General features: G+C 55.2%; 22 protein-coding genes, 2 pseudogenes, 1 riboswitch and 1 other annotated feature. Of the genes and pseudogenes, 23 read left to right on the top strand and 1 reads right to left on the bottom strand.

Features of this window, described 5'->3' with window-relative positions:
- Positions 1–147 precede the first annotated feature (147 nt).
- The gene (locus tag PT964_RS20700) at positions 148–1,404 is read right to left on the bottom strand and encodes an MFS transporter (protein ID WP_274365253.1); all 1,257 of its coding nucleotides are present in this window, start codon (positions 1,402–1,404) and stop codon (positions 148–150) included.
- A gap of 191 nt (positions 1,405–1,595) precedes the next feature.
- Positions 1,596–1,694, top strand: a riboswitch (cyclic di-GMP riboswitch).
- Positions 1,695–1,767: 73 nt separating this feature from the next.
- Between PT964_RS20700 and PT964_RS20695 the strand changes: the two genes are divergently transcribed.
- From PT964_RS20695 to rplJ, 23 genes and pseudogenes are all read left to right on the top strand, one after another.
- Positions 1,768–5,661 carry an S-layer homology domain-containing protein gene (locus tag PT964_RS20695; protein WP_274365252.1) on the top strand — a complete coding sequence of 1,298 codons (3,894 nt, stop codon included), beginning with the start codon at positions 1,768–1,770 and terminating at the stop codon, positions 5,659–5,661.
- Between the two features lie 142 nt (positions 5,662–5,803).
- Entirely contained in the window at positions 5,804–6,481 is a 678-nt protein-coding gene (locus PT964_RS20690) for a hypothetical protein (RefSeq protein WP_274365251.1), read from the top strand.
- A gap of 57 nt (positions 6,482–6,538) precedes the next feature.
- Positions 6,539–7,909 (top strand): DNA repair protein RadA, encoded by a 1,371-nt coding sequence (gene radA / locus PT964_RS20685; protein ID WP_274365250.1) that lies wholly within the window; start codon positions 6,539–6,541, stop codon positions 7,907–7,909.
- 120 nt (positions 7,910–8,029) lie between these two features.
- Positions 8,030–9,106: a DNA integrity scanning diadenylate cyclase DisA gene (gene disA, locus PT964_RS20680; RefSeq protein WP_274365249.1), complete on the top strand. Its 1,077-nt coding sequence runs from the start codon at positions 8,030–8,032 to the stop codon at positions 9,104–9,106.
- A gap of 113 nt (positions 9,107–9,219) precedes the next feature.
- Complete coding sequence (locus PT964_RS20675) at positions 9,220–9,417, top strand: hypothetical protein (RefSeq protein ID WP_274365248.1); 198 nt, start codon at positions 9,220–9,222, stop codon at positions 9,415–9,417.
- Between the two features lie 2 nt (positions 9,418–9,419).
- A pseudogene (gene pssA, locus PT964_RS20670) lies at positions 9,420–10,094 on the top strand (CDP-diacylglycerol--serine O-phosphatidyltransferase); the annotation flags it as partial.
- Positions 10,095–11,666: 1,572 nt separating this feature from the next.
- Positions 11,667–12,764, top strand: a complete 1,098-nt coding sequence (locus PT964_RS20665) for a PIN/TRAM domain-containing protein (RefSeq protein ID WP_274365247.1) — start codon at positions 11,667–11,669, stop codon at positions 12,762–12,764.
- A 69-nt stretch (positions 12,765–12,833) separates the two neighbouring features.
- Positions 12,834–13,508: pseudogene (ispD, locus tag PT964_RS20660) on the top strand (2-C-methyl-D-erythritol 4-phosphate cytidylyltransferase); the annotation flags it as partial.
- A gap of 42 nt (positions 13,509–13,550) precedes the next feature.
- Positions 13,551–14,036: a 2-C-methyl-D-erythritol 2,4-cyclodiphosphate synthase gene (gene ispF, locus PT964_RS20655; protein WP_274365257.1), complete on the top strand. Its 486-nt coding sequence runs from the start codon at positions 13,551–13,553 to the stop codon at positions 14,034–14,036.
- A gap of 101 nt (positions 14,037–14,137) precedes the next feature.
- Complete coding sequence (gene gltX, locus PT964_RS20650) at positions 14,138–15,628, top strand: glutamate--tRNA ligase (RefSeq protein WP_274365246.1); 1,491 nt, start codon at positions 14,138–14,140, stop codon at positions 15,626–15,628.
- Positions 15,629–15,955: 327 nt separating this feature from the next.
- Entirely contained in the window at positions 15,956–16,204 is a 249-nt protein-coding gene (locus PT964_RS20645) for a hypothetical protein (protein ID WP_274365245.1), read from the top strand.
- Between the two features lie 117 nt (positions 16,205–16,321).
- On the top strand, positions 16,322–17,029 hold the full coding sequence (gene epsC, locus PT964_RS20640) for a serine O-acetyltransferase EpsC (protein WP_274365244.1): 708 nt from the start codon (positions 16,322–16,324) through the stop codon (positions 17,027–17,029).
- 7 nt (positions 17,030–17,036) lie between these two features.
- Positions 17,037–18,482, top strand: coding sequence for a cysteine--tRNA ligase (gene cysS / locus PT964_RS20635; RefSeq protein ID WP_274365243.1), 1,446 nt, complete (start codon positions 17,037–17,039; stop codon positions 18,480–18,482).
- The gene (locus PT964_RS20630; protein ID WP_274365242.1) at positions 18,467–18,913 is read left to right on the top strand and encodes a Mini-ribonuclease 3; all 447 of its coding nucleotides are present in this window, start codon (positions 18,467–18,469) and stop codon (positions 18,911–18,913) included. The genes cysS and PT964_RS20630 overlap by 16 nt, the downstream gene beginning before the upstream one ends.
- Positions 18,910–19,671 carry a 23S rRNA (guanosine(2251)-2'-O)-methyltransferase RlmB gene (rlmB, locus tag PT964_RS20625; RefSeq protein ID WP_274365241.1) on the top strand — a complete coding sequence of 254 codons (762 nt, stop codon included), beginning with the start codon at positions 18,910–18,912 and terminating at the stop codon, positions 19,669–19,671. The genes PT964_RS20630 and rlmB overlap by 4 nt, the downstream gene beginning before the upstream one ends.
- 24 nt (positions 19,672–19,695) lie before the next feature.
- A complete protein-coding gene (locus tag PT964_RS20620) occupies positions 19,696–20,208 on the top strand; it encodes an NYN domain-containing protein (protein WP_274365240.1) in 513 nt (170 codons plus the stop codon).
- A gap of 113 nt (positions 20,209–20,321) precedes the next feature.
- Entirely contained in the window at positions 20,322–20,972 is a 651-nt protein-coding gene (sigH, locus tag PT964_RS20615; protein ID WP_274365239.1) for an RNA polymerase sporulation sigma factor SigH, read from the top strand.
- Between the two features lie 359 nt (positions 20,973–21,331).
- Positions 21,332–21,481, top strand: coding sequence for a 50S ribosomal protein L33 (gene rpmG, locus PT964_RS20610; RefSeq protein ID WP_274365238.1), 150 nt, complete (start codon positions 21,332–21,334; stop codon positions 21,479–21,481).
- 17 nt (positions 21,482–21,498) lie between these two features.
- Positions 21,499–21,711, top strand: coding sequence for a preprotein translocase subunit SecE (gene secE / locus PT964_RS20605; protein ID WP_274365237.1), 213 nt, complete (start codon positions 21,499–21,501; stop codon positions 21,709–21,711).
- Between the two features lie 43 nt (positions 21,712–21,754).
- Positions 21,755–22,291: a transcription termination/antitermination protein NusG gene (gene nusG / locus PT964_RS20600; RefSeq protein ID WP_274365256.1), complete on the top strand. Its 537-nt coding sequence runs from the start codon at positions 21,755–21,757 to the stop codon at positions 22,289–22,291.
- Between the two features lie 94 nt (positions 22,292–22,385).
- On the top strand, positions 22,386–22,811 hold the full coding sequence (gene rplK / locus PT964_RS20595) for a 50S ribosomal protein L11 (protein ID WP_199616583.1): 426 nt from the start codon (positions 22,386–22,388) through the stop codon (positions 22,809–22,811).
- Positions 22,812–22,903: 92 nt separating this feature from the next.
- Positions 22,904–23,590, top strand: coding sequence for a 50S ribosomal protein L1 (rplA, locus tag PT964_RS20590; protein WP_274365236.1), 687 nt, complete (start codon positions 22,904–22,906; stop codon positions 23,588–23,590).
- 33 nt (positions 23,591–23,623) lie between these two features.
- Positions 23,624–23,786 (top strand) — a sequence feature (ribosomal protein L10 leader region).
- A gap of 34 nt (positions 23,787–23,820) precedes the next feature.
- On the top strand, positions 23,821–24,321 hold the full coding sequence (gene rplJ, locus PT964_RS20585) for a 50S ribosomal protein L10 (RefSeq protein ID WP_274365235.1): 501 nt from the start codon (positions 23,821–23,823) through the stop codon (positions 24,319–24,321).
- Positions 24,322–24,345: the final 24 nt, after the last annotated feature.

The following is a 24,345-nucleotide window of genomic DNA, read 5'->3' as shown; positions in this document are numbered from 1 at the left end:
CTGTTAAGGCTCCAAATTTTGTTACACAAACAATTGTACGTCATCGCAATATGCGGATCTCCCTTTCAACAGAGTTGAACTGCCGTTGCATTTGGCGTTTCCTCCGGAAGCGGAAATCATCAATCACGCAAAAAAACGCCCGGCTCATTAAGAGTCAAGGGCGTTATGTGTATTGGTTTGCTGCTTCAAGTTCGCTTTATGGCGGCTTCCAACGATAAAGATCAGCGTGCCGATCCAGCCGCAAGCCGATGCGCCGAGCAGCAGGACGGAAAGCGGCACATTGTCGGCCAAGCCGGTGCTTAGCAACGGCCCGATCGTCCCGCGGATGCCGAACAGCATCAGATGCAGTCCGAACACGGCGGCCTCGCGGCCCGGCGCGAGGCGAATCACATAGGACAGTATGCCGATGTCCCATATAGCGTCGCCGATGCCTTGTATGCCGCTCGCTACGATCACCGAAGCATAATTGCCGAAGAAGCCGTACAGCATCGGAGGAACGGCAAACGCGGCGATTCCGTAGGTCAGCGTTCGCTCGGGAGAATAGCGGTCGATCGCCCACCCGACGACGAAGAACGATATGAGCAGGCAAGCAAAATAGGCTACGCGGGTAAAGCCGATCTCCGCATTCGTCAGCTCCAGCCGATCGACTTGAATGATTTGATACAGCGGCCCGGCCAAAATGTTTCCAAACCCGGAGAACGTCGTAGCTATCAAAAAGACCGCGAGCGGCCGATTGTTTCTAACCAGCGACCATTGCTCCTTCAGACGGCCGCGTTTGGCGGGGGCAGGCTGTTTTGGGGCCGTTGCAGGAGCGATGTCCCGCAGCGGGAGCAACGTCAGTACGGACAGTACGCCGATGGCGGAAGCGAGCAAAAGCGGACCTGAAGGGCCTGAAGCATCGGCCCAGTAGCCGACCGCGTAAGCGAGCGGAATCATCAGCAAGCCCATGGCGACCCGAACGTAGCCCATCAGACGGCCGCGCAGCCGGGGCGGATAAATCCGGGTCATCAACGGCGCGTAGGCGGGCGCCTGGATGCCCATAAGCATATGAAAAACAAGCGCTACGGCTACATACACCCAAGGCGCCCCGAAGAACGCGGGCAAAATAATCAGCAGCCGGGCTGCGGCATTCGGCCAGACGACGAACGGCTTCGGGCTGTCCGTCCGCTCAATCCAGCTCGCCCATAGCGGCGAGAACAGCAGCCCGATGGCGGGAGCCGCCGCCAGCAAGCCGATTTGGAAATTGGAAGCCCCGTCGCGAATGGCGAAGGGGAGATAGAACTGATTGAATACGACGTTGAACACGCTGAACAGCACGGCGGCTATGAAGTCGTAGCGGAAGTTATGCCATGAATCGGGGCTCATCACAAGCCCGAATTTCGACCACAAATTTTTAGCGGTCAAGGAGATCCTCTGCCTTCCTCGGTGTGACTGACAGAAGTATCTTATCAGATAAAGCCTGCGGCAGATATAAGATTTTTCACAGGCGGGACGACTAAGTTCAAATACATAGGGCTGGTATCCTAAATTTCGATTGTATTAGACAAAGTTCTACATTATACTTTTCCATGAGTGGTAAACATTTCATAGTTTCATAGGAACAAAGGCAAAATCGTCCGAAAGGCGATGACGCAAAGCCGTGGGTCTGCCGTCCCTGCACAGTATGCAGAGACAATGATTGCCAGGTTGCCCTTGAAGGTACAGCTATGTCTTCTTGCGCCCGGCTTCGGCTTTGCGCGAGAAGACTATTTTTATTGGAGGTAGAACATGAAGACCAGGTTGAAGAAGGCGCTTAGCGTAATCGTAAGCGCTGCACTAACGTGCTCTGCATTTTTACCGGGGTTTTGGCCGGCATCGGCAGGAACGGCATATGCGCAGTCGACGGGTTCCTTGACAATTGCAGGGAACGTGACCGGATGGGCGGCGGATGAGGCGGCCGGCAAGCTTTACGTTGTTACCGATCTCGGCAAGCTGCATATCATCTCGATGGATGACATGCATATTGACGTTTCGAAGGATATCGGCCCGGCCCCGAGTGATATCGAGCTCGCGGACGGCAAGCTGTACATTCCTTTGTCCGGCGACAAGCGGATCAGTGTAGTGGATGCCGTATACGGAAATACGGTGGAAACCATTATGACGCAGAAAAGTCCGTATCGCACCGCACTGGACGGAAATACGCTGTACTATGTCGTCAAAAGCAACAGCGATTACATTAACAAGGTGGATGTAACGACTAAGGCCGAATCCTTGTTAAACGGCACGGATTCATACTACATGCCGGACATTGCTGTGGATCCTTCGACACACTACTTATATGTGGGCGAGTCGGGGCTCAGTCCCTCGTCAAAAGCGGCTTATTATGACGGGGCTGTAAAGAAGAGCCTTACCTCTTACATCGGATATGAGGGGTTCCCATCTGCCAAACGGGTCATTCTCGTAGACGAGAATAATGTGTTTTTCGCAGGAAGGAAGCTGGACAAGGCGGATTTGACCACCATTTACGGCGATGTGGTACAAACGAACGACTATGGGGAAATTGTATACGTTCGCGGCAGCTATATGTTTGCAAAAGAAATTTACGATTCAAAAACGTACATTTTTGACCGGGATACGTTGGTAAAGGTCGGGGAGCTGCCTTTTGAAGCTTCTTATGTGTTTATGGATGCCGCAGGGACCGTTTACGGTTACAACGATGACGCGGGGACGATCGAGAAGCTGCAGCCGGTCATCGCTTCGCCGGCGACCGACACGTATACGCTGGACGACAATCGGATCGTCATAACCGACACCGTGACCGATATGGAGTTTAGCGATGCGGACGACACGCTGCTTGCAACGCGGAAAGAGAGCAACCGGCTTCTCTATATTGACGGCGCGAGCCACACGGTGAGCGGGGAGCTGATTATCGGCTCCAGGCCGAATGAGATAGAAATTTACAACGGCAAAGCTTACGTGTCGTTAAGAGGGGCGAACAGCGTCTCCGTAACGGACGCAGCGTACCAGGCGGCCTTACATAACGGGTTCGAAACAATCCGTACCGCCGTTAATCCGGGCAACATTGCGGTCATCGGGGACAATCATTTGGTGTATACCGATCCGGATCAATGGTCTTATCTGTATGAGACGAAGCCCGACGGGACTTTTGGAAGGGCAGCGTATAGCAATTTGGCTAGCACTCAAACCTTTTACTCGGCAGCCGTAAAGTTCGGATCGGATATGCTTTTGGTAGGGGAAAAGGGGAATTCCGGCAGCGATCTTTACTTCTTATCTCGGGATGCGGCTACAGGCGCATATATGAATCACCCTGCGAGTGAAACGAGTCCTGCGCTCATTCAAGACATTCAGTATCCGGACTTTGATTTTGTGAAAGACGGAAACAATTTGTATTACGCAAACCAAAAATATGAAATAGCAGGCACCCCTGACGCACCGGCCGTAACGGCAAGAGTTCAGTACTTCAATGAAACAAATGATAGAAATGCCGAGGTTTTGGCCGCTCAAGGGGAATATGTCATCACCCAGAAAAACGTATATAAAAATGTAACAAATCCGGACGGCAGCGAGAGTGCGGTTGTGCAGTTCCGATTGCCTTTCGAGGCGAATTTGGCGGAGTTCGCCGCCGACGGCAAAGTATATTTGTACAGCAAACAGAAGCAAGGAATTTTCCGTTACGACAATATCGATGAAATCAAAATCCCGCGGGCGAGAGCCCAAAACCCGGCGTTTCAGGATACGAACCAATCGGCCGGAAAAATAAGCGGAACGCTGACGTTTAACGGTGCGGCCGATCAGTCGTATATTAAAGGCTACAATGTTTATTTCGTCGACGCGAACGATCAAAAAATCGGCGACGCGATCGGCACGATCTCTCAGCTCAGCTACGGGACATATTCGTTCGGTCTGACGGATGTGGACGTCCCGGCGCAAGCAACACGTATAGCCGTAATAAGCTATAACGAATATGCGGAAAGCATGCATGCCGTCAAAGCCGAGCTGCTGGATTTGGGGCAAGATGCGGATACGACGCCACCGGTAATCACGGTTGTTGAAGCCGTCTATGCGGGCGACACGACAGTTCGCGGCATAACGGAGCCGGGTGCGTTTGTTACGGTCTTCAATGGCCAGATCGCCATGGGTCCGGCAATCATCGGAACCGGCACTGCCGATGGGAACGGCCGTTTCTCGGTAGTCATCCCTTCGCAGCCGGCGGGAATCATTTTAACGGTTACGGCAAGAGATGCTTCGGGCAATGTCAGCGATCCTTACAATTTGGCCATAGCTTCGACGGACACTTCCGATACGAATCCAACGGCGGACCCGACGCCTGACTCAACGCCTGACTCAACGCCTGACCCAACGCCGTCCGGTCCTACAGAGCCTTCACCCGGTGGGACGGATGCCGATGAAGGTGGCCATAGCGGAACGATCTCTGAGGAAGTGATTGTCGTAACGGATCCGACAACCGGCGAATCCGGCGAAACGATCGTGTCGGCGACGGTAAACGAGGAGGCGCTGCTTGCGCAAATGTCCTCAGGCGGGCAGACCGGGACCGTAGTGCTGAGCATCGACCAGCCGGCGGACGTTGTGAGGCTGAAGCTGGCAGCAACTGCCTTTGCCCGCATGACGGCTATCGATGGATCTGCCATGCTGAAGGTTGAAACTTCCGCAGGCGCGTTGACGATTCCGTCGCGCATCGTAGCGGAGGCGTTGCAGAAGCTGGGATTGGCCGGCGAGGATGCGCAAATCACGGTAACCATTGCTAAAGCGGATGAGGGTACTGCCGAGCGGATCGAACAGTTTATGGCGGATATCGGCGCGGTAAGCGTCCTGACGCCGGTCGATTTCTCGATAGCAGTAACGTCCAAGGACGGCGCGTCGATACCGATCTCGGAATTCACAAGCTTCGTAGGACGTACGCTGGAGTGGGCTAGCGAAAGCGGCAATGTTTCGTTCAATAATCTCGCAGGCGTTGCATACGATCCGCAAACGAATACGTTCTTCCCGGTGCCGACCGTGTTCGCGTCCGAGGACGGCACGATTTCGGCAACGCTGTACCGTCAAGGCTTCTCTTATTATTCGATCATGAAAAACAACGTCGAATTCAATGACCTGCCGGACAGCCACTATGCGAAGCATGAAATCGAAACGCTCGCAAATAAATGGGTCGTTACCGGCTATGATGACGGTTCGTTCCGGGCGGGGGAGAGCATTACAAGAGCGCAATTTGCGGCCCTGCTGACCCGTTCGCTCGGTATGGCTCCGGATAAAGCGTCCGCAGCCGCATTCGGCGATGTCGACCCGAACGCTTGGTATGCGGGTGCGGTCGGAGCTGCGGTAAAGAACGGTCTTGTAAAAGGCTATTCGGACGGCTTGTTTAAACCGAATGAGCTTGTAACAAGGGCGGAGATGGCCGTAATGATTGCGAACGCATTGAAGGCAGCCGGATACGCTGCCGAAAGCGGAGATGAGCAAGCGGTGTTCCAAGATGCCGGACAGGTGAAAGATTGGGCGAAAACGGCCGTTAACCTGGTAACCGCCGAAGGCATCGTGATGGGGATGGACGACGGCAACTTCCATCCGGATGCGCCGGCCGACAGAGCACAGAGCGCCGTAATGCTGTATCGAATGCTGCAAACGTTGAATTTCATAAATAAGTAAGTGCTGTACTCGCCTTAACTTCTCATCAGCGCATGAGAAGTTAAGGCTTTTATTGCAGCCGAACGGCATGCCGCTGTCAATCGGTGCAGGAATTTGTCATTTCATGGAGAATATTGCGAACTAGTGAAGGAGTGAAGTGATGATGGCGGATTTGCTGGGGCAAACCTGGCGGCTTTATCGAATGCATTTTGCGGCCGTTTTGTTGATCGTATGCATGATCCACCTGCCGGCGGCTTTCGTGTGCTTGGCATTGGGGGCTTCTACGGTGATGACGAACCTGCTGACGGGATTTGCTGATATTGCGATCACGGGAGCCGTACTACATTATTTTGCCAACAAAGACCACGTCGGATCGTCGGTTCTTACCGGGCTTCGGAAGTGGCCGCGGCTGTTTTTCATTAACTTCGCATGCAATTTAGCCATTTTGATCGGACTCGTTCTTTTTATCGTTCCGGGGCTGTTTTTGCTGGTCAGGTTTTCGCTCGTCAATCCGCTCATTATGTTTCCGACAAGAAAAATGCCGGCGGACGTGATCAGCTACAGCAGTTATTTGGTTCGAACGAAGAAGCTGTTTTGGCCGATTTTTTGGTCCGGGCTTATTCTCTTCCTTATTTTAGCGGCGGCATGGCTGCTAATTTTCATACTTGCGGGAGTCGTGGGGGCTATCGTAGCGCCGGAAAGCGGCTGGGTCGATTCCGTTTATTTCGATGAGTCGGTAAGCCTGCTGTTTTCCTTGATTTTTCCAATCTTCGCGGCGCTGTCTTACTCGGCTTATCAACGAACGATGGAAGTCCCCGTGCAAGCTGAGGCACTTGGCTGAAACTTATGATACACTGGTAAAGGAATGGAACTGAACGGGTAAAGGCGAAGTGGTGGAATGGCAAAGGTAAAGACGAAGTTTGTCTGCCAGGAGTGCGGATACGAATCGGCGAAATGGCTCGGCAAGTGTCCCGGCTGTGCCGCCTGGAACACGTTCGTCGAGGAAACGGAGACGATCGTCAAGACGGCCGGCGTGGCGGGTGCTCCTATCGCGTCAGCGAAGGAGAAGCCCCGCTCGATCGCCGAGATCGCCAGCGCGCAGGAGCCTCGCATCGACGCGGGCAGCGCCGAGCTGAACCGGGTGCTCGGCGGCGGCTTGGTGCCGGGGTCGCTGATCCTTGTCGGGGGCGACCCCGGCATCGGCAAATCGACGCTGCTGCTGCAGACGTCGCAGACGCTCGCACGCAGCGGCCAGCGAGTGCTGTACGTGAGCGGCGAGGAATCCGCGCGGCAAATTAAGATGCGCGGCGAGCGCTTGGGCGCAGCCGCGCCGGAGCTGTTCGTCCTGTGCGAAACGAACACGGATCATATATTCGAAGCGCTGGAGGACGTGCGCCCGGACATTCTCGTCGTGGACTCGATCCAGACGGTGTATCAGCCGGGCGTCGCCTCCGCGCCGGGCAGCGTGTCCCAGGTGCGCGAATGCACCGGGCTGTTCATGCGCGTCGCCAAGCAGCGCGGCGTAGCGACGCTCCTCGTCGGGCACGTGACGAAGGAAGGGACGATCGCGGGCCCGAGACTGCTCGAGCACATGGTAGACACGGTGCTCTATTTCGAGGGCGAGCGCCACAACTCGTACCGCATGCTGCGCGCGGTCAAAAACCGCTTCGGCTCGACGAACGAAATCGGCATCTTCGAGATGGCCGAATCCGGCCTCGCCGAAGTGACCAATCCCTCCGAGCTGTTTCTCTCGGAGCGGCCGATCGGCGCCTCCGGGTCGACCGTCGTCGCCTCGATGGAGGGCACTCGCCCGGTGCTTGTGGAGCTGCAGGCGCTCGTCGCTTCGACGAACTTCCCGAGTCCGCGGCGGATGGCGACCGGCGTCGACTACAACCGCTTGAATTTGATTATTGCGGTGCTGGAGAAGCGGGTAGGCTTGCATATGCAGACTCAGGATGCATACTTGAATGTAGCCGGCGGCGTCAAACTGGACGAGCCTGCGGCAGACCTCGGCATTGCGGTGGCGGTCGCCTCAAGCTTCCGTGACCGGCCGACGCTGCCGGGAGACGTCGTGTTCGGCGAGATCGGGTTGACCGGAGAAGTTCGGGCGGTTTCGCGTATCGATCAACGGGTGAATGAAGCGCTGAAGCTTGGGTTTACGCGGGTCATTTTGCCGGAGAAAAGCTTGAAGCAATGGACTCCTCCCCGAGGAATCGAGATCGTTCCGGTGCGCTCGCTGCAGGAAGCGCTGCAAGCGGCGTTGCCGTAACAGGGCATCATAATGTATAAAATTCATTATGCAATATCAGCAGGTTATACAATACAATAGAGATATATAATTGTTCTTTATCGTAACTTACGCATCGTTCGCAGGCTTAAGGGGGTACCTATGGTCAGGGAAGAAAACGATCAAGAAATCATGAGCAGGCTTCTGCAATTGGTCGCACCAGGAACACCGTTTCGGGAAGGCCTCGAGAATGTGCTTCGCGCGAAAACCGGCGGTTTGATCGTATGCGGGTACTCGCCCGAGGTTATGGATCTTGTTGACGGGGGATTTTCGATCAATTGCGATTTTTCGCCCAATTATTTATATGAGCTGGCAAAGATGGACGGCGCCATTATTTTGAGCGAGGACTTAAAGCGCATTTTGTTCGCCAATACGCAGCTGATTCCGGATTCTTCGATTCCGTCGATCGAAACCGGCATTCGGCACCGGACTGCGGAACGGGTAGCCAAGCAGACCGGCAAGCTGGTCGTCTCGATTTCCCAGCGCCGCAACGTAATAACGTTGTACCAAGGAAATCTTCGGTATGCGTTGAAGGATATCGGCGTCATCCTGACGAAAGCAAACCAAGCGATTCAGACGCTCGAAAAATATAAAGCGGTGCTCGATCAGGCGCTGACGAATTTGTCGGCGGCGGAATTTGAGGAAATCGTTACGCTTCACGACGTAGCCGGGGTTGTGCAGCGCATTGAGATGGTGATCCGCATTAAGGCGGAGATTATCCGTTACATTAATGAGCTTGGCAACGAAGGCCGGTTGATCTCCATGCAGCTGGAGGAGCTGGTGTCGGGTCTCGAAACGGAAGCTTACTTGCTGCTGAAGGATTATTGCCGCGATCCGCAGGATGAGAAGATCAATGAAATTTTGCACAGCTTCAAGCTCGCCGGCGATGAGCTGCTGGAGGAGCATCAGGTCATCCGGCTGCTCGGGTATCCGAATACGTCGGTTATGATGGAGGAGCCCGTTTCGCCGCGGGGGTACCGCATTTTGAACAAAATCCCGCGCCTTCCGTCGATCATTATCGGCAATCTTGTCGAGCAGTTTGAGTATTTGCCGCATGTGCTAATGGCGACCATCGAGGAATTGGATGAGGTGGACGGAATCGGCGAGGTTCGCGCCCGCACGATTAAGGAAGGCCTCAAACGGCTTCAGGAGCAGGTGCTGGTCGATCGGCATATATAGCTTTAGGCTGTGAGGTTTTTATGCTTTTATGCCCGACCCGTGCCTGTGCCCTGGATCCTGTATCCTGTGTCTTGTGTCTAGCTTCTGCGTTGTTCGGAGGGGGACGGTGCACATTGGGCGGACATTTGGGGCATATTATCTATATTGGAATCTATATTGGAGATTCCATTCCTGCGGATCCGGGCATTACGACTATTACGCAAGCAGGTGAACGGACGGAACGGCATAAAGAAGCCGGCGCACGGCATGCAATGCCGGCAATGACAGGACAGAACGGGGCTTCGGGGCCGTTTATCTTTTTGGGGGTTTAGCCATGACGTTAAAGTCGCTTCCCAACTGGTTTACCGTGGGAAATTTATTTTTAGGCATACTTGCAATTATTATGGTTTTTAACGGCCAGACGGCTACCGCTTCGATGCTCGTCATTGCGGCGATGCTGCTGGACGGGCTGGACGGCAGGGTGGCGCGGGCGCTCAATGCGCAGAGCGAATTCGGCAAGGAGCTGGATTCGCTGTCGGACGTCATTTCCTTTGGCGTCGCCCCCGCGTTCGTCATGTATGTGGCTGCCTTTCAATCGCTCAACCCGGCGCTCGGCTGGATCGTCACCGCGGTGTTTCCGATTTGCGGCGCGCTGCGGCTGGCCCGGTTCAACGTGACCGAGGGGATACCGGGTTTCTTCCTGGGGCTGCCGATTCCGGCGGCGGGCGGCGTGCTTTGTACGCTGGCGTTGTTCAGCTATACGATTCCTCCTTATGTGCTGGTAATCGCTTCGCTTGCGCTGTCTTGGCTGATGGTGTCGTCGGTGAAATATCCGTCGTTCAAGAAGATGAAGGTGTCTAAGCGAGCCGCTTGGATTACGCCGATCATCATTATTGCCGTCGCCTCCGTCGCAGTTCTGTATCCGGGGCCGCTGTCGAAGCTGCTGTTTATTCCGCTGCTGTTTTATGCGCTCTTCGGCCTTCGAAAAAATGTCGAAGTGATCGCCCGGGCCGCCGGCCGGCGTGTGAAGGTGCTTACGCCGAAGCTGCCGAGCGGCGGAATTAAGCTGCGCAGGCCGAAGGCGATCGGCCGTAAGCCAAAAGCGGGCGCCGGGCACGGCGCGGATGCGGAGCCGGCGAAACCCGGGCATAGCGGTAAAGCGGCGGTTGAGCGCGTCGTTGATGCCGGTGCCGGCTCGGAAGATGCGGTTGGGAAACCTGGGAACAGTCCGGATCCCGAGAAGGCGGGAAAAGGGGCCGAATAGAGCAGTTAATTTGAAGCGGTAAATCGAGTATCCAGCGGTTGAAGCGGCGGCGTGAGGTATGGCCCGGCTTCACGATGTGAGCGCGGTTTGCCGTTTTTTATGTGCCGGTTGCCCATCCGTCAAAAACTGAGCTTATTTGCTGTGATTAACTCAAATTTTGAGCTTACCTTGTCCGTTTTACGGATTAAGATACGGTTGTTTCGTGCGATAGGCTCATAAAGTGACTTAAAGGCGGAGAAGTTTAGTCATTCACGAATAGATAAGATCAAAAAATAAACTTATCCGTTCGGATAGGCTCACCTTTTGATCTTAACGGTCAGCACGCTCTGGAAGTGAGCAGGGAGGAGCTTCCCCCGTCCCCCACGAATGTGCATGGATCCGCCGAAATAAGGAGGTTTGACCTCACTATTTCACCTCGCAACCCCGATATTCGCAAAATAGTGAAGTATCACCGCGGTATTGCCCCCGTCCCCCCACGAATGTGCATGGATCCGCCGAAATAAGGAGGTTTGACCTCACTATTTCACCTCGCAACCCCGATATTCGCAAAATAGTGAAGTATCACCGCGTTATTGCCCCCGTCCCCCCACGAATGTGCATGGATCCGCCGAAATAAGGAGGTTTGACCTCACTCTTTCACGTCGCAGCCCCGCTTTCAGCAAAATAGTTAAGTTGGACCTCGTTATTACCCCCGTCCCCCCACGAATGTGCAAGGATCCGCCGAAATAAGGAGGTTTGACCTCACGAGTTCACCTCGCAACCCCGATATTCGCACAATAGTGAAGTATCACCGCGTGATTGCCCCCGTCCCCCCACGAAGGTGCATGGATCCGCCGAAATAAGGAGGTTTGACCTCACTATTTCACTTCGCAGCACCGATTTCAGCAAAATAGTTAAGTTTGACCTCGTTATTACCCCCGTCCCCCCACGAATGTGCATGGATCCGCCGAAATAAGGAGGTTTGACCTCACTATTTCACTTCGCAGCACCGATTTCAGCAAAATAGTGAAGGTTGACCTCGTTATTACCCCCGTCCCCCCACGAATGTGCAAGGATCCGCCGAAATAAGGAGGTTTGACCTCACTATTTCACCTCGCAACTCCGATATTCGCAAAATAGTGAAGTTTAACATCGTTATTGCCCCCGTCCCCCCACGAATGTGCGCATGGACCCGCCGAAATAAGGAAGTTTGACCTCACGCTCTCGGTACCTTCCGAAGCATGCGAAACATTTTCCCGAAAAATTTCCTTCGCAAGATTATCCGGCCCAAAATTCGCCAATACTTGTAACAGAAATCATACAAGGAGGTGATCGCACGTGAAAGGAAGCAAGCTGGTTCGATGGCTGGCAGCCGCGTTCGGCGCATTCGTCGGATACGAGCTGAGCGCGGCGTTCGGACATGATCCTATAGGGTATATCGTGCCCGGAGTGCCGTTCGGTTCGGTTCAAGGGCAACAGTACGGCATGATGGCTGCTTTTGCATTGATGTTCTATTTTGGCATAACCTGGATCGTTGCGATGTTGGGAAGTTTGTTCAAAAGAGGGGAAGCGTCGCTGGACGACGTCCCGGTGGGAGATTTTGTTGCGGGTATCGCGGGAATGATCGTCGGTCTTGTCGTTTCGGCGTTAATAGCGCCGGTTTTCTCCGAGTTTGATCGATTCGGCGCTTGGTTGATTATTGCGGCAACGCTGTTCCTGGCGGCGGCCGGCTTCCGGTTCGGCATGCGCCGAAGAGCGGAGCTGACGACTCTGTTCTTGACGCGCCGCCCCGCGGCGGTAGAGCCGGAAGCGGGCGCTCCGGTCAAGCATGAGCACAAAATTCTCGACACAAGCGTCATCATCGACGGGCGGATCGCGGATATTTGCAAGACGGGTTTTCTGGAAGGCACCCTGGTCATTCCTGAGTTCGTGCTCGAAGAGCTGCAGCACATCGCGGATTCCTCCGATCTGCTCAAAAGGAACCGCGGGCGCCGGGGGCTCGACATTCTGAACAAAATTCAGAAGGAGCTCGACGTGAAGGTGTTGATCTACGAAGGCGACTACGAGGAAATATCGGAAGTGGACAGCAAGCTGGTCAAGCTGGCGAAGGCGCTGCAAGGAAAAGTCGTAACGAACGACTTCAACCTGAACAAAGTGTGCGAGTTGCAGGGCGTGGCGGTGCTGAACATCAACGATTTGGCCAATGCGGTGAAGCCGGTGGTGCTGCCCGGGGAAGAAATTATGGTGCAGGTCATCAAGGACGGCAAAGAGCACGGCCAAGGCGTCGCATACCTCGATGACGGAACGATGATCGTCGTCGAAGGCGGACGCGACTTTATCGGCATGCATCTTGAGGTGTTAGTGACGAGCGTGCTGCAGACGTCGGCGGGACGGATGATTTTCGCCAAGCCGAAGCTGCTCGAAAAAGCGCTCTAAAGTTGAGGCGGCAGTTCCTAAGGTGGTATCATAGCTAGAAAGAGCGGACAAGCAAGGGGACTGACGCATATGGGTCAAACGGGAGCGGTCGTCGTAGCCGCCGGCTCCGGCAAGCGGATGGGCTCGGCGGTGAGCAAGCAGTATTTGCCGCTGTACGGCAAGCCGATCGTCGTTCATGCGCTGGAGGCGTTCGAGGCGTCGCCGGCGGTGGATGCGGTAGTGCTGGTGGTCGGACAGGGCGACGCGGATTACGGCCGCCAATTGATTGAAACATACGGGCTGACCAAGACGGTGCGGGTGACCGCCGGCGGCGCGGAACGGCAGCATTCCGTGAAAGCGGGATTGGATGCGCTGCGCGACGCGCTGCCGAATGCCGAATGGGCGCTCGTTCACGACGGAGCGAGGCCGCTCGTGACGCCGGAGGTCATAGCCGGCGCCCTGGAGGCCGCGCACGAAACCGGGGCGGCGATTCCGGCCGTGCCGGTGAAGGATACGATAAAGGTGGCGGACCGCAGCGGCATCGTTGCGGCGACGCCGGAGCGACAAAGCTTGTGGGCCGTGCAAACCCCGCAGGCTTTTCGCGTTGATTTGCTGCTGCGGGCGCATGAAGCGGCGGAGGCGGAGTCGTTCCTCGGGACGGACGATGCGATGCTGGTCGAGCGGATCGGAGGGAAGGTCCGCATCTCGAAGGGCGACTACCGGAATCTTAAGGTGACGACGCCGGAAGATTTAGAGGTAGCGAAGCGATTTATTGAAGAAGTACAAGGGGAAAAGGGAGAGAAGACAATGTTTCGTGTCGGTCAAGGGTTTGACGTACACCGGTTCGCCGAAGGGCGTCCGTGCATTATCGGCGGGGTAACCATTCCGTTCGAGAAAGGGCTGCTCGGGCATTCCGACGCCGACGTGCTGCTGCACGCGGTTGCGGATGCGGTGCTCGGGGCGCTGGGGCTTGGGGATATCGGAAAGCATTTTCCGGATACGGACCCGGCGTTTAAGGATGCGGACAGCATGAAGCTGCTGGAGCACGTATGGGGTCTCGTTAGGGAGCGGGGCTACGTGCTCGGCAACCTCGACTGCACGATTATTGCGCAGCGGCCGAAGATGGCGCCGTACATTCCGGCCATGGCGGAAGGCATTGCCCGCACGTTGGAAGCGGCGCCGGATCAAATCAATGTGAAGGCGACGACGACCGAGCAGCTCGGTTTCCCCGGGCGGGAAGAAGGAATCGCCGCGCAGGCGGTCGTTTGTTTGGTGCGCCGGACGAACGTGTAGCGGCAACCAACTGCCGCTGCAACGCGAGAAACTCACTTCCGTAAGTACGCGTACTTTTTGTATAATAGGGTTTATCAATTTTTTGAGAGGCGGTTCGGAGTATGACCGGCAATGGCAACAACAATGGCAATGGGAAGGTTCGGGTTCGTTACGCGCCTTCTCCGACGGGGCATCTGCATATCGGCGGTGCGAGAACGGCATTATTCGATTATTTATGGGCAAGAAATCAAGGCGGCCAATTCGTGATAAGGATCGAGGACACGGACCAATCGCGTCACGTGGAAACCGGCATCGACAGCCAGCTGAACGGGCTCAAGTGGCTTGGACTCGACTGGGACGAAAGCGTCGATACCGGGGGACCTTACGGCCCTTACCGGCAAATGGAACGTCTGGACATATATCGATCCTACACGGAAAAACTCGTGGCATCGGGTCACGCTTATTACTGCTTCTGCACGGAAGCGGAGCTGGAGGCCGAGCGCGAGGCGCAGGAAGCAAGAGGCGAGATGCCGCACTACAGCGGACGGTGCCGGAATCTTACGCCGGAGCAGGCGGAGGCGTTCCGCGCCGAAGGACGCAAGCCGTCGATCCGGTTCAAGGTGCCGGCGGACAAGACGTACGCGTTCGACGATCATATCCGCGGTCGCGTCGAGTTCCAATCGAGCGATGTCGGCGATTGGATCATGGTTCGTCCGGACGGCATCCCGACGTACAACTACGCGGTCGTGCTCGACGACCATGAAATGAAAATCACGCACGTCATCCGGGGCGAAGAGCATTTGTCCAACACGCCGCGCCAGCTGATGGTGTACGAGGCGCTCGGCGTGCAGCCGCCTTCGTTCGCGCATCTTCCGCTCATCCTCAATCAAGACCGCAAAAAGATGAGCAAACGCGACGAGTCGATCATTCAATTTATCGAGCAGTACCGCGAGCTCGGCTATTTGCCGGAGGCGGTGCTGAACTTCATCGTGCTGCTGGGCTGGTCCCCGGGCGGCGAGCAGGAAATCTTCAGCAAAGAAGAGCTGATCGAGCAGTTCGGTTTGAACCGGATTTCGAAGAGCGGCGCCGTATTCGATACGGAAAAGCTCGCGTGGATGAACAATCATTATATTAAGAAAGCGGAGCTTTCGCGCGTCGTTGAAATTGCGCTGCCGCACCTGATCAATGCGGGCCGTCTCCCGGCCGAGATGACTGCGGAGCAGAAGGCTTGGGCGGAAGCGCTGATCGCCCTGTATCAGGAGCAGCTGTCGTACGGCGCAGAAATCGTAGACGTAACCTCGCTCTTCTTCGCGGATGAGCCGGCGGACGACGAAGAATCGAAAGCCGTGCTTGCGGAAGAGCAAGTTCCGGCGGTGCTTCGCGCATTCAAGTCGGCGATCGAGACCTCGCCTGCAGCGGACTTCACCGCCGACGGCATCAAGTCGATGCTGAAGACGGTGCAGACGGAGACGGGCTTCAAGGGCAAGCAGCTGTTCATGCCGATCCGCGCGGCGCTGACGGGGCAAACCCACGGCCGCGACTTGAACCAAACGCTGTGGCTGCTCGGACGCGAGAAAGTGTTGGCACGGCTGTCAGCAAGACTGGGTGAATAAGGAAAGGGCGGCAAGGGCAAGGTTGCTGCATAAACTCGCCGCATAATCCTTGCCTTGTAAAAACCTTCCGCCTCTACTATAATGGCAGAAAGAATAGCGCTTTTAACCAACCGCAATACCTATTTGCCGTTTCAAGAAAACCTTCTCTATTTGCGGTCTCGCTCCTTTGCTTGGCTTCGAAGGAGGTTTTCTTATACTGTAAGCACATAACCAAGGCAGTGATCAGGAGAAGTACGTTCGATAACGCGATTCCCCAGAGAGGATGGCCGGGCGCTTTGGAAGCCTCGGCTGCAAGCCGTCCGTCTCGCGCCGAACCGAAATGCGCCTGTGAGCCGACCGGCCGACAACGCAACGCAGCCGATTGAAAGCATGGCCGCTTGCGCCGTAGGCCACGTCCGACTGGTTCCCGTTACCGAACCGATCGAGAAGGGAACCCGTCCGAACAAGCGGAGCCGGAAGCGGAACAATCCGGCTGCCGGTAGGCGCCGCAACGGACCCAAGCAGAGTGGAACCGCGTTAGCGTATCTGGCGCCTCTGCAGCCGAAATCAATCTTCGGCTGCGGGGGCGCTTTTTGACGGTTCAGTAAGTATATCCTGCGGATATAACACCCGAAGCCGTCATTGGAAAACGGATGAAGTCGTTAAGGACGGCAAGGCCGTTTATCCTTGGTTGAAAGGAGGCGCGAAGACAATATGAGACGCTTCATACAAACCGTTCGTTCCGACATCGATGCCGTAATCGACAACGATCCGGCCGCCAGGAGCGTTCTGGAAATCGTATTGACATACTCCGGTCTTCACGCCATATGGGCGCACCGGATTGCGCACGCGCTCTACCGGAAACGTCTCTTTTTTCTTGCGAGAATCGTGTCTCAAGCGAGCCGGTTTTTCACCGGCATTGAAATTCACCCCGGGGCCCGCATCGGCAAACGGCTGTTCATCGACCACGGCATGGGCGTAGTCATCGGGGAAACGTGCGAGATCGGTGACGATGTAGTGCTGTATCAAGGCGTAACTCTCGGCGGCACCGGCAAGGAGAAGGGCAAGCGCCATCCGACGATCGGCAGCAACGTAGTCATCGGGTCCGGGGCGAAGGTGCTCGGTTCATTTACCGTGGGCGACTTTTCCCGAGTCGGGGCGAACGCCGTCGTCTTGCAGGAGGTGCCCGAGAACAGCACGGTTGTCGGCAACCCGGGGCGCATCGTCAGACTGAACGGCAAAAAGGTCGACAAGCTCGACCACAGCAATATCATCGATCCGGTGCTCGAGCAGCAGCGGCAGATGATGCAGCAGATCGAGGCTTTAAAGGCCGAATTAGAGTCGTGCAGACGGCAGATCGCCGCGAAAGAGCAAGATCAAATGAAAGAAACCGAGCTGATTTACAGCGAGCGAAAGGAGTAATGTCACTATGTCCAATGTTTCTGCCTTCGGCAAACAGCCCGAAATTCATATTTACAATACGATGACACGCGCGAAGGAGAGATTCGTGCCTCTGACGCCGGGCAAAGTTACGATGTACGTGTGCGGACCGACCGTATACGATTTGATTCATATCGGCAATGCGCGCCCGCTCATCTTTTTCGACGTCGTGCGCCGGTATTTGGCTCTTTTCTATGACGTAAACTACGTCGTCAACTTCACCGACGTCGACGATAAGCTCATTCGCAGAGCGGAAGAGGTCGGCGGCACGGTGCCGGAGCTGGCGGAGCGCAATATCGCCGACTTCCTGCAGGATACGGAAGCGCTGAAGGTGGAGCCGGCGACGCTTCATCCGCGCGTTACGGAAAATATGAGCGAAATAATCGCGTTCATCAAGGAGCTCGTTGACCGCGGCTTTGCATACGAGAGCGGCGGCGACGTCTACTTCCGCACGTCCGAGTTTCCGGATTACGGCAAGCTGTCGCACCAAAACCTCGAAGAGCTGCAGTTCGGCATCCGCGTTGATGTCGACGAGCGCAAGGAGCGCCCGCAGGATTTCGTTCTCTGGAAGGCCGCGAAGCCGGGCGAAATTCACTGGCCGTCCCCATGGGGCGAAGGGCGTCCGGGCTGGCATATCGAATGCTCGGCGATGGCGCGCAAATATTTGGGAGAGACGATCGACATTCACGGCGGCGGCATGGACCTTGTGTTCCCGCACCATGAGTGCGAAATCGCTCAGACGGAATCGATCTCGGGGAAGCCTTTTGCAAACTATTGGATGCACAACGCGTTCCTGAACTTCAATAATGAGAAGATGTCCAAGTCGCTCGGCAATGTCGTGAACGCAAGAGAGCTGGCGAAGCAGCATAAGCCGGAGGCGATACGGATGCTCATGCTTTCGACGCATTACCGCAATCCGCTTAATTTCGGCGAAGAAGGACTGGTACAGGCGCAGAACGGCATCGACCGGATCGCCAACTGCCGGGCCAATTTGAATCATCTTCTGAAAAATGTTCCCGCAGCCCCTGACAACGCAAATACCGCAGAAGGCTACGACATGGGCAAGCTGGACCGGATTGCCGATATGTTCCATGCGAAGATGAGCGACGACTTCAATACGCCGGATGCGATTACGGCCGTATTCGAGCTGGTATCCGAGGCAAACACGTATATCGCGGCCGCGGGGGGCAATCCGAATGCCGACGTATTGCGGCGCATGGACGATCTGTTCAAGCAAATGGATGCGGTTTTGGGCATACTACCCGCAGAAGCCGACGATCTGCTTGACGAGGAAATCGACCGGCTGATCGTTGAGCGGACCGAAGCGCGCAAGGCGAAAAACTTCGCCCGGGCCGACGAAATCCGCGATTTGCTTGCCGCGCAGGGGATCATATTGGAGGATACGCCGCAGGGGATCCGTTGGCGGCGCAAATAACGGGCATGGAAGAAGGATTGCAGTTTTTTCCTCCGGCGCAGCCGCCGCAGCAGATGAACCCGCTGGCGCTCGCTTATTTGGGAGACGCCTTGTACGATTTGTTCATCCGGCAATATGTGCTGTCGCAGCCGAATCATCGCGTCAACACGCTTCACCGGGACGCGACGCGGTACGTATCCGCGAGGGCGCAGGCGGCGGCCGTACGGCTGTGGGAGGAGCATCTAACCGAGGAGGAGCGGGACGTCATGCGGCGGGGGCGCAACGCCAAGTCGCACGCCGCTCCGAAAAATACGAGCGTTCAGGAATACCGGCACAGCACGGGCTTCGAGTGCTTGCTCGGCTACTTGTATTTGACGAAGCGGCATGAGCGGATGGAGCAGCTGATGAGGCTTACGGTGGACAGCAAACAGGAAGAAGGGACAAGCCCATGAACGATGAAGTGATTGCCGGACGTCACCCGGTGGAGGAAGCGCTCCGCTCGGGGCGGACGATACATAAACTATATTTTGCCGAAGGCGCGCAAGGCATCGGCGGCATACTCGCGGAGGCGAGGCAGTCGGGAGTCGTCGTTCAGCAGGCCGATAAGCGCAAGCTCGACCAGATGGCGCCGGGCGTCCGCCATCAAGGCGTCATCGCTTTAGCGGCGGAACGCGCTTACGCCGAGCTCGACGATCTGTTCGCCGCCGCCGAAGCTTCCGGGCAGCCCCCGTTGTTCATCCTCTTGGACGAGATTGAGGATCCGCACAACTTGGGCTCGATACTTCGGACCGCCGATTGTGCCGGCGCCCATGGAGTGATCGTGCCGAAGCGCCGCTCTGCCGGACTGACCGCCACCGTCTCGAAGACGTCGGCGGGCGCCAGCGAACACGTGCCGGTCGCTCGCGTCACGAACCTCGCCCAGACGATCGAGGAGCTGAAGGAGCGCGGCGTCTGGATCGCCGGAGCCGACGCCTCCGCCGACCGGGACGTGTACGACACCGACTTGAAGCTGCCGCTCGGACTGGTGATCGGCAACGAGGGCAAGGGCATCGGCCGGCTCATCCGGGAGCGCTGCGACTTCCTCGTCAAGCTGCCGATGTACGGCCGCATCAACTCGCTGAACGCCTCCGTCGCCGCATCGCTTCTCATGTATGAAGCGGTCCGCCAGCGACGCGGCTTCGGGGCCGGATCCGCCGCGGGCGGAAAATAGCGGGAAACGGCGTTTCTTTTTTCGATGGATGAGCTGTTAATCATAGACGGGTACAACGTTATCGGGGCATGGCCGCATCTTCGCGGTTTGCGGGATAAGGATTTGGATGAGGCCCGCAGCCTGTTGATCGAATCCATTGCCGAATACCAGGGCTTTTCGGGAACCCGGTGCATTGTCGTATTCGACGCTTATAATGTGCCGGGTCTCGGAAGGCAGTATAAAATACGCAACATCGACGTGATCTACACGAAAGAGAAAGAGACGGCCGACGAGTGCATCGAACGGCTCGTGAAGGAAATGTCCCGCCGGCGCAGGCAAATCTATGTAGCGACTTCGGATTTGACCGAGCAGAACGTAGCCTTCGGAAGCGGTGCATTGCGTTTGTCCGCTAGGGAATTGTTGTTAAGGATACAAGAAAGTAAAAAACAGGTAACCGAAACAATAAGCGAAAAACCTGCGTCACAGCGCAATACGTTTGATAAATTTTTAAGCAGCGAGCTCCGCTCCGTGTTTGAGCAATGGCGGAAAGGCCAGTAAAATAAAGGCTTTTTTGGGATTTGCCCCGTTGACGGTTCAAAATGGCTTCATGTATACTTGTCTTAACTTTTGAACGGTTATCGTAAGCTCCAATGCAGGCCGGAGGGATACTAGTGAGCGTCGACTACAAGGCTTCAATAAAGTCCGAGTACGAATCATTGCCAGACGAAGATGTGGTCGAAGCAGTCCGGTCGGGCAGCAGCGAGGCATTGGAGTACCTGATCCACAAGTACCGCAATTTCGTTCGGGCGAAGGCTCGTTCCTACTTCTTGATCGGCGCCGATCGGGAAGATATCGTGCAAGAAGGCATGATCGGGTTGTACAAGTCCATCCGCGATTTTCGCGGTGACAAGCTGGCCTCGTTCAAAGCTTTCGCCGAGCTGTGCATCACTCGCCAAATTATTACCGCAATCAAGACGGCTACCCGCCAAAAGCACATTCCTTTGAACTCATACGTTTCATTGGACAAGCCTATTTATGACGAAGACTCGGACCGAACGCTGCTAGACGTGATTTGCGGCTCTAAGGTTTCGGATCCGGAAGAGCTGATCATCAATCAAGAGGAATTCAGCGGCCTGGAAGACAAGATGAGCGAAATTTTAAGCGATTTGGAACGCCGGGTGCTGATGCTTTACCTCGACGGACGCTCCTATCAGGAGATTGCGGTCGATTTGGATCGTCACGTCAAATCCATCGATAACGCGCTGCAACGGGTCAAGCGGAAGCTTGAACGTTATTTGGAAGTGCGGGACATAAGCTATTGAAATATAGAAGGCATCCTTGCGAGGGTGCCTTTTTTGTGTCAACGCACAGGTTTTGTCAGTTGAATTGTCGGATGAGGCGGTGTACACTTGGCACAGTTGTCAATGTTACGGCTGAGTTCTCGCGGAGACTTGTTTACTCGCGCTTCCTTTTGCCGATAATGAAGGGAACACGGATTACCGCGGAAAACGAGCCCGGTCCGTCAACACCTTTTCATTGACACGCAATACCCGTTGTGATAAAGTATTGCGAGTAGCCCAAAAATATGCTGCGTTTTTTTTAATGTCAGAAAGCGGATAACGCCCTGACATTGCAAGAATATCAAGCTTCTGTTTAGAAGGCTAGTTCAGGAGGTGGCGACATGCGGGTAATCGTTACGTTGGCTTGCACCGATTGCAAGCAGCGGAATTACACGACGAGCAAGAACAAACGTTCTCATCCGGACCGCATCGAGTTGAAGAAGTTCTGCCGTTTCTGCAATTCCCACACGGCTCATCGCGAAACGCGGTAACATCTGGAGGTGCTTTTGTGGCGTTTTTGGCTCGTTTAAAGCAAAGCTTCGGTTCGACTTTTTCTTATTTCAGCGAATCTTATGCCGAGCTGAAGAAAGTGAAATGGCCGACGCGGAAAGAACTGACCAGTTACACACTTGTCGTCCTGTTCACCGTGGTTTTTGTGACGCTTTATTTTATCGTCCTGGACCTCGGAATTTCCAACGTCATCCGTGCGATTTTCGAATAATGATTCGGAAGGTGACCCGCTGATGGAGAAAACCGCTCCGAGCATGGAGAAAAGATGGTACGTCGTTCACACGTACTCCGGTTACGAGAACAAGGTTAAGACGAACCTGGAGAAGCGTGTAGAATCGATGGAGATGCAGGACAAAATTTTTCGCGTGCTCGTTCCTACGGAAGAAGAAGTTGTGACGAAGGACGGCAAGCGTAAGACTGTAACGCGGAAAGTGTATCCGGGATACGTTCTTGTGGAGATGATCCAGACGGACGACTCGTGGTACGTGGTACGGAACACCCCTGGAGTAACGGGCTTTGTCGGCTCTACCGGTTCCGGTTCCAAGCCGATTCCGTTAATGCCGGAAGAGGCAGAAGCGATATTGAAGCATATGGGCATGGATGAACCGCCGCGCGAGACGCACGACTTCGAATTGAAGGAATCCGTTCGCGTGAAAGTCGGACCTTTCGCCGGCTTTGTCGGGACGATCGAGGAGATCCTCACGGACAAAGGCAAGCTGAAGGTTCACGTCAATATGTTCGGTAGAGAAACGCCGCTTGAGCTTGACTACGTTCAAGTGGAGAAGATATAGTAGCCGTTCCTGGGTGTGTTGTAGACCCTGGCAAGGAGGCAGCCGTAAGGTTGTCCGCAAGGGTAGTGTATACCCTAGCAAGGAGGTGTAACACATGGCAAAAAAGGTTATCAAATTGGTCAAATTGCAGGTTCCTGCAGGTAAAGCGAATCCGGCACCGCCAATCGGTCCTGCGCTCGGTCAAGCGGGTGTGAACATCATGGCATTCTGTAAAGAATTCAATGCTCGCACAGCGGATCAAGCAGGCTTGATTATTCCGGTAGTGATCACGGTATTCGAAGACCGTTCCTTCACGTTCGAGACGAAGACTCCTCCGGCTGCAGTATTGCTTCGCGTCGCTGCAGGCATCGAGAAGGGCTCCGGCGAACCGAACAAGAAGAAAGTGGCTACTGTTAAGCGCGACAAAGTTCGCCAAATCGCAGAACAAAAAATGCCCGACCTTAACGCAGCATCCGTAGAAGCAGCAATGCGGATGGTCGAAGGTACGGCTCGCAGCATGGGCATCGTCATTCAAGACTAATCGTCCAGGCTTGCGAAGGCAGCGGTCCGTTCGGGATTGCGCCGTTCGGTGGGAGGATATTCCGCTAAAACCACATTAGGAGGAAAATTTTCATGGCAGGCAAAAAGTATCAAGAAGCGGCCAAGCTGTTCGACAAAGAAGCAGTTTATGAGCCGGACCAAGCGATCGCGCTTGTTAAGCAAGCGGCGAAAGCGAAATTCGACGAAACCGTCGAAGTTGCAGTTCGTTTGGGCATCGACCCGAAGAAGCAAGACCAGAACGTTCGCGGCGTAGTCGTATTGCCGCACGGCACAGGTAAAACAAAGCGCGTACTCGTCTTTGCTAAAGGCGACAAAGCGAAGGAAGCGGAAGCTGCAGGCGCTGACTATGTCGGCGATCAAGACATGATCAACCGCATTCAACAAGGCTGGTTTGACTTTGATGTCTGCGTAGCTACCCCTGACATGATGAGCGAAGTAGGTAAACTCGGTCGGATTCTCGGCGGTAAAGGCTTGATGCCGAACCCGAAAGCGGGCACCGTTACGTTCGACGTAACGAAAGCCGTTCAAGAGATCAAAGCCGGTAAAATCGAGTACCGTCTGGACAGAGCAGGCCAAATCCACGCGCCGATCGGCAAAGTATCGTTCGATGCCGAGAAGCTTGTTGAGAACCTTAAGGCTCTCATCGATGCGTTGAACCGTGCGAAGCCGGCTGCTGCGAAAGGCGTGTACCTGAAGGGGATCACAGTATCCTCCACGATGGGACCGAGCGCTCGCGTTAACACTCAAGTATATCGTTAATTTTTAACGCATACTTTGCGTGTGAACTTACATCCGAATCGAATATTCTAACCGTAGACAGCAGGTGCCTTAGAGCTTAATTTCCTGCCGAGGTGTTATGATATTGCTTATGGACGATGTGCCCCGTATGGACATCGGCCGCCAACAAGCGCATTCATGCAGCCTTCGTGTCTACGGAGGCTTTTCTCGTGTTCTACGGCCCCTATTCAATTGAAACAGGAGGTGTCTTTATGCCAAACGCAAAAGTATTAGCGGAAAAACAACAACTCGTAACCGACGTTGCATCCAAGCTTCGCGAAAGCGCGACGACCGTCGTTGCCGATTATCGCGGTTTGACGGTTGCGCAAGTAACCGAGCTTCGCAAGCAGCTTCGCGAAGCGGGCGTTGAATTCCGTGTCATCAAGAACACCCTTACTCGCCGCGCTACTGCGGAAGTAGGTTTGACCGAGCTTGACGCGCATTTGACAGGACCGAGCGTAATCGCGTTCTCCGCAGATGCGGTTGCTCCGGCCAAAATTCTTAACGATTTCGCGAAAAAGAACGAGCACTTGAAAGTAAAAGCAGGTGTCGTTGAAGGTAAGGTTGTCGACGCTGCGCAAATCAAGGCGCTTGCGGAACTTCCGTCCCGCGAAGGTTTGCTGTCCATGCTCCTCAGCGTGTTGCAAGCTCCGGTTCGCAACTTCGCCCTTGCGGTTAAAGCCGTTGGAGAGAAACAAGAAGCGCAAGCATAAAATAATAATTTAAATTAACGGAGG

The sequence above is a fragment of the Paenibacillus thermotolerans genome, assembly GCF_028745515.1.
GTDB lineage: Bacteria > Bacillota > Bacilli > Paenibacillales > YIM-B00363 > Paenibacillus_AE > Paenibacillus_AE thermotolerans.
Note: the sequence above shows the minus strand (reverse complement) of the source record. Positions and strands in the feature narration are given on the sequence as shown.

Bases quoted from the DNA above. Each gene is read 5' to 3' on its own strand.
- PT964_RS20695 (WP_274365252.1), top strand. From the start codon at position 1,768: ATGAAGACCAGGTTGAAGAAGGCGCTTAGCGTAATCGTAAGCGCTGCA.
- PT964_RS20690 (WP_274365251.1), top strand. From the start codon at position 5,804: ATGGCGGATTTGCTGGGGCAAACCTGGCGGCTTTATCGAATGCATTTT.
- radA (WP_274365250.1), top strand. From the start codon at position 6,539: ATGGCAAAGGTAAAGACGAAGTTTGTCTGCCAGGAGTGCGGATACGAA.
- disA (WP_274365249.1), top strand. From the start codon at position 8,030: ATGGTCAGGGAAGAAAACGATCAAGAAATCATGAGCAGGCTTCTGCAA.
- ispF (WP_274365257.1), top strand. From the start codon at position 13,551: ATGTTTCGTGTCGGTCAAGGGTTTGACGTACACCGGTTCGCCGAAGGG.
- gltX (WP_274365246.1), top strand. From the start codon at position 14,138: ATGACCGGCAATGGCAACAACAATGGCAATGGGAAGGTTCGGGTTCGT.
- epsC (WP_274365244.1), top strand. From the start codon at position 16,322: ATGAGACGCTTCATACAAACCGTTCGTTCCGACATCGATGCCGTAATC.
- cysS (WP_274365243.1), top strand. From the start codon at position 17,037: ATGTCCAATGTTTCTGCCTTCGGCAAACAGCCCGAAATTCATATTTAC.
- rlmB (WP_274365241.1), top strand. From the start codon at position 18,910: ATGAACGATGAAGTGATTGCCGGACGTCACCCGGTGGAGGAAGCGCTC.
- PT964_RS20620 (WP_274365240.1), top strand. From the start codon at position 19,696: ATGGATGAGCTGTTAATCATAGACGGGTACAACGTTATCGGGGCATGG.
- rpmG (WP_274365238.1), top strand. From the start codon at position 21,332: ATGCGGGTAATCGTTACGTTGGCTTGCACCGATTGCAAGCAGCGGAAT.
- nusG (WP_274365256.1), top strand. From the start codon at position 21,755: ATGGAGAAAAGATGGTACGTCGTTCACACGTACTCCGGTTACGAGAAC.
- rplK (WP_199616583.1), top strand. From the start codon at position 22,386: ATGGCAAAAAAGGTTATCAAATTGGTCAAATTGCAGGTTCCTGCAGGT.
- rplA (WP_274365236.1), top strand. From the start codon at position 22,904: ATGGCAGGCAAAAAGTATCAAGAAGCGGCCAAGCTGTTCGACAAAGAA.
- rplJ (WP_274365235.1), top strand. From the start codon at position 23,821: ATGCCAAACGCAAAAGTATTAGCGGAAAAACAACAACTCGTAACCGAC.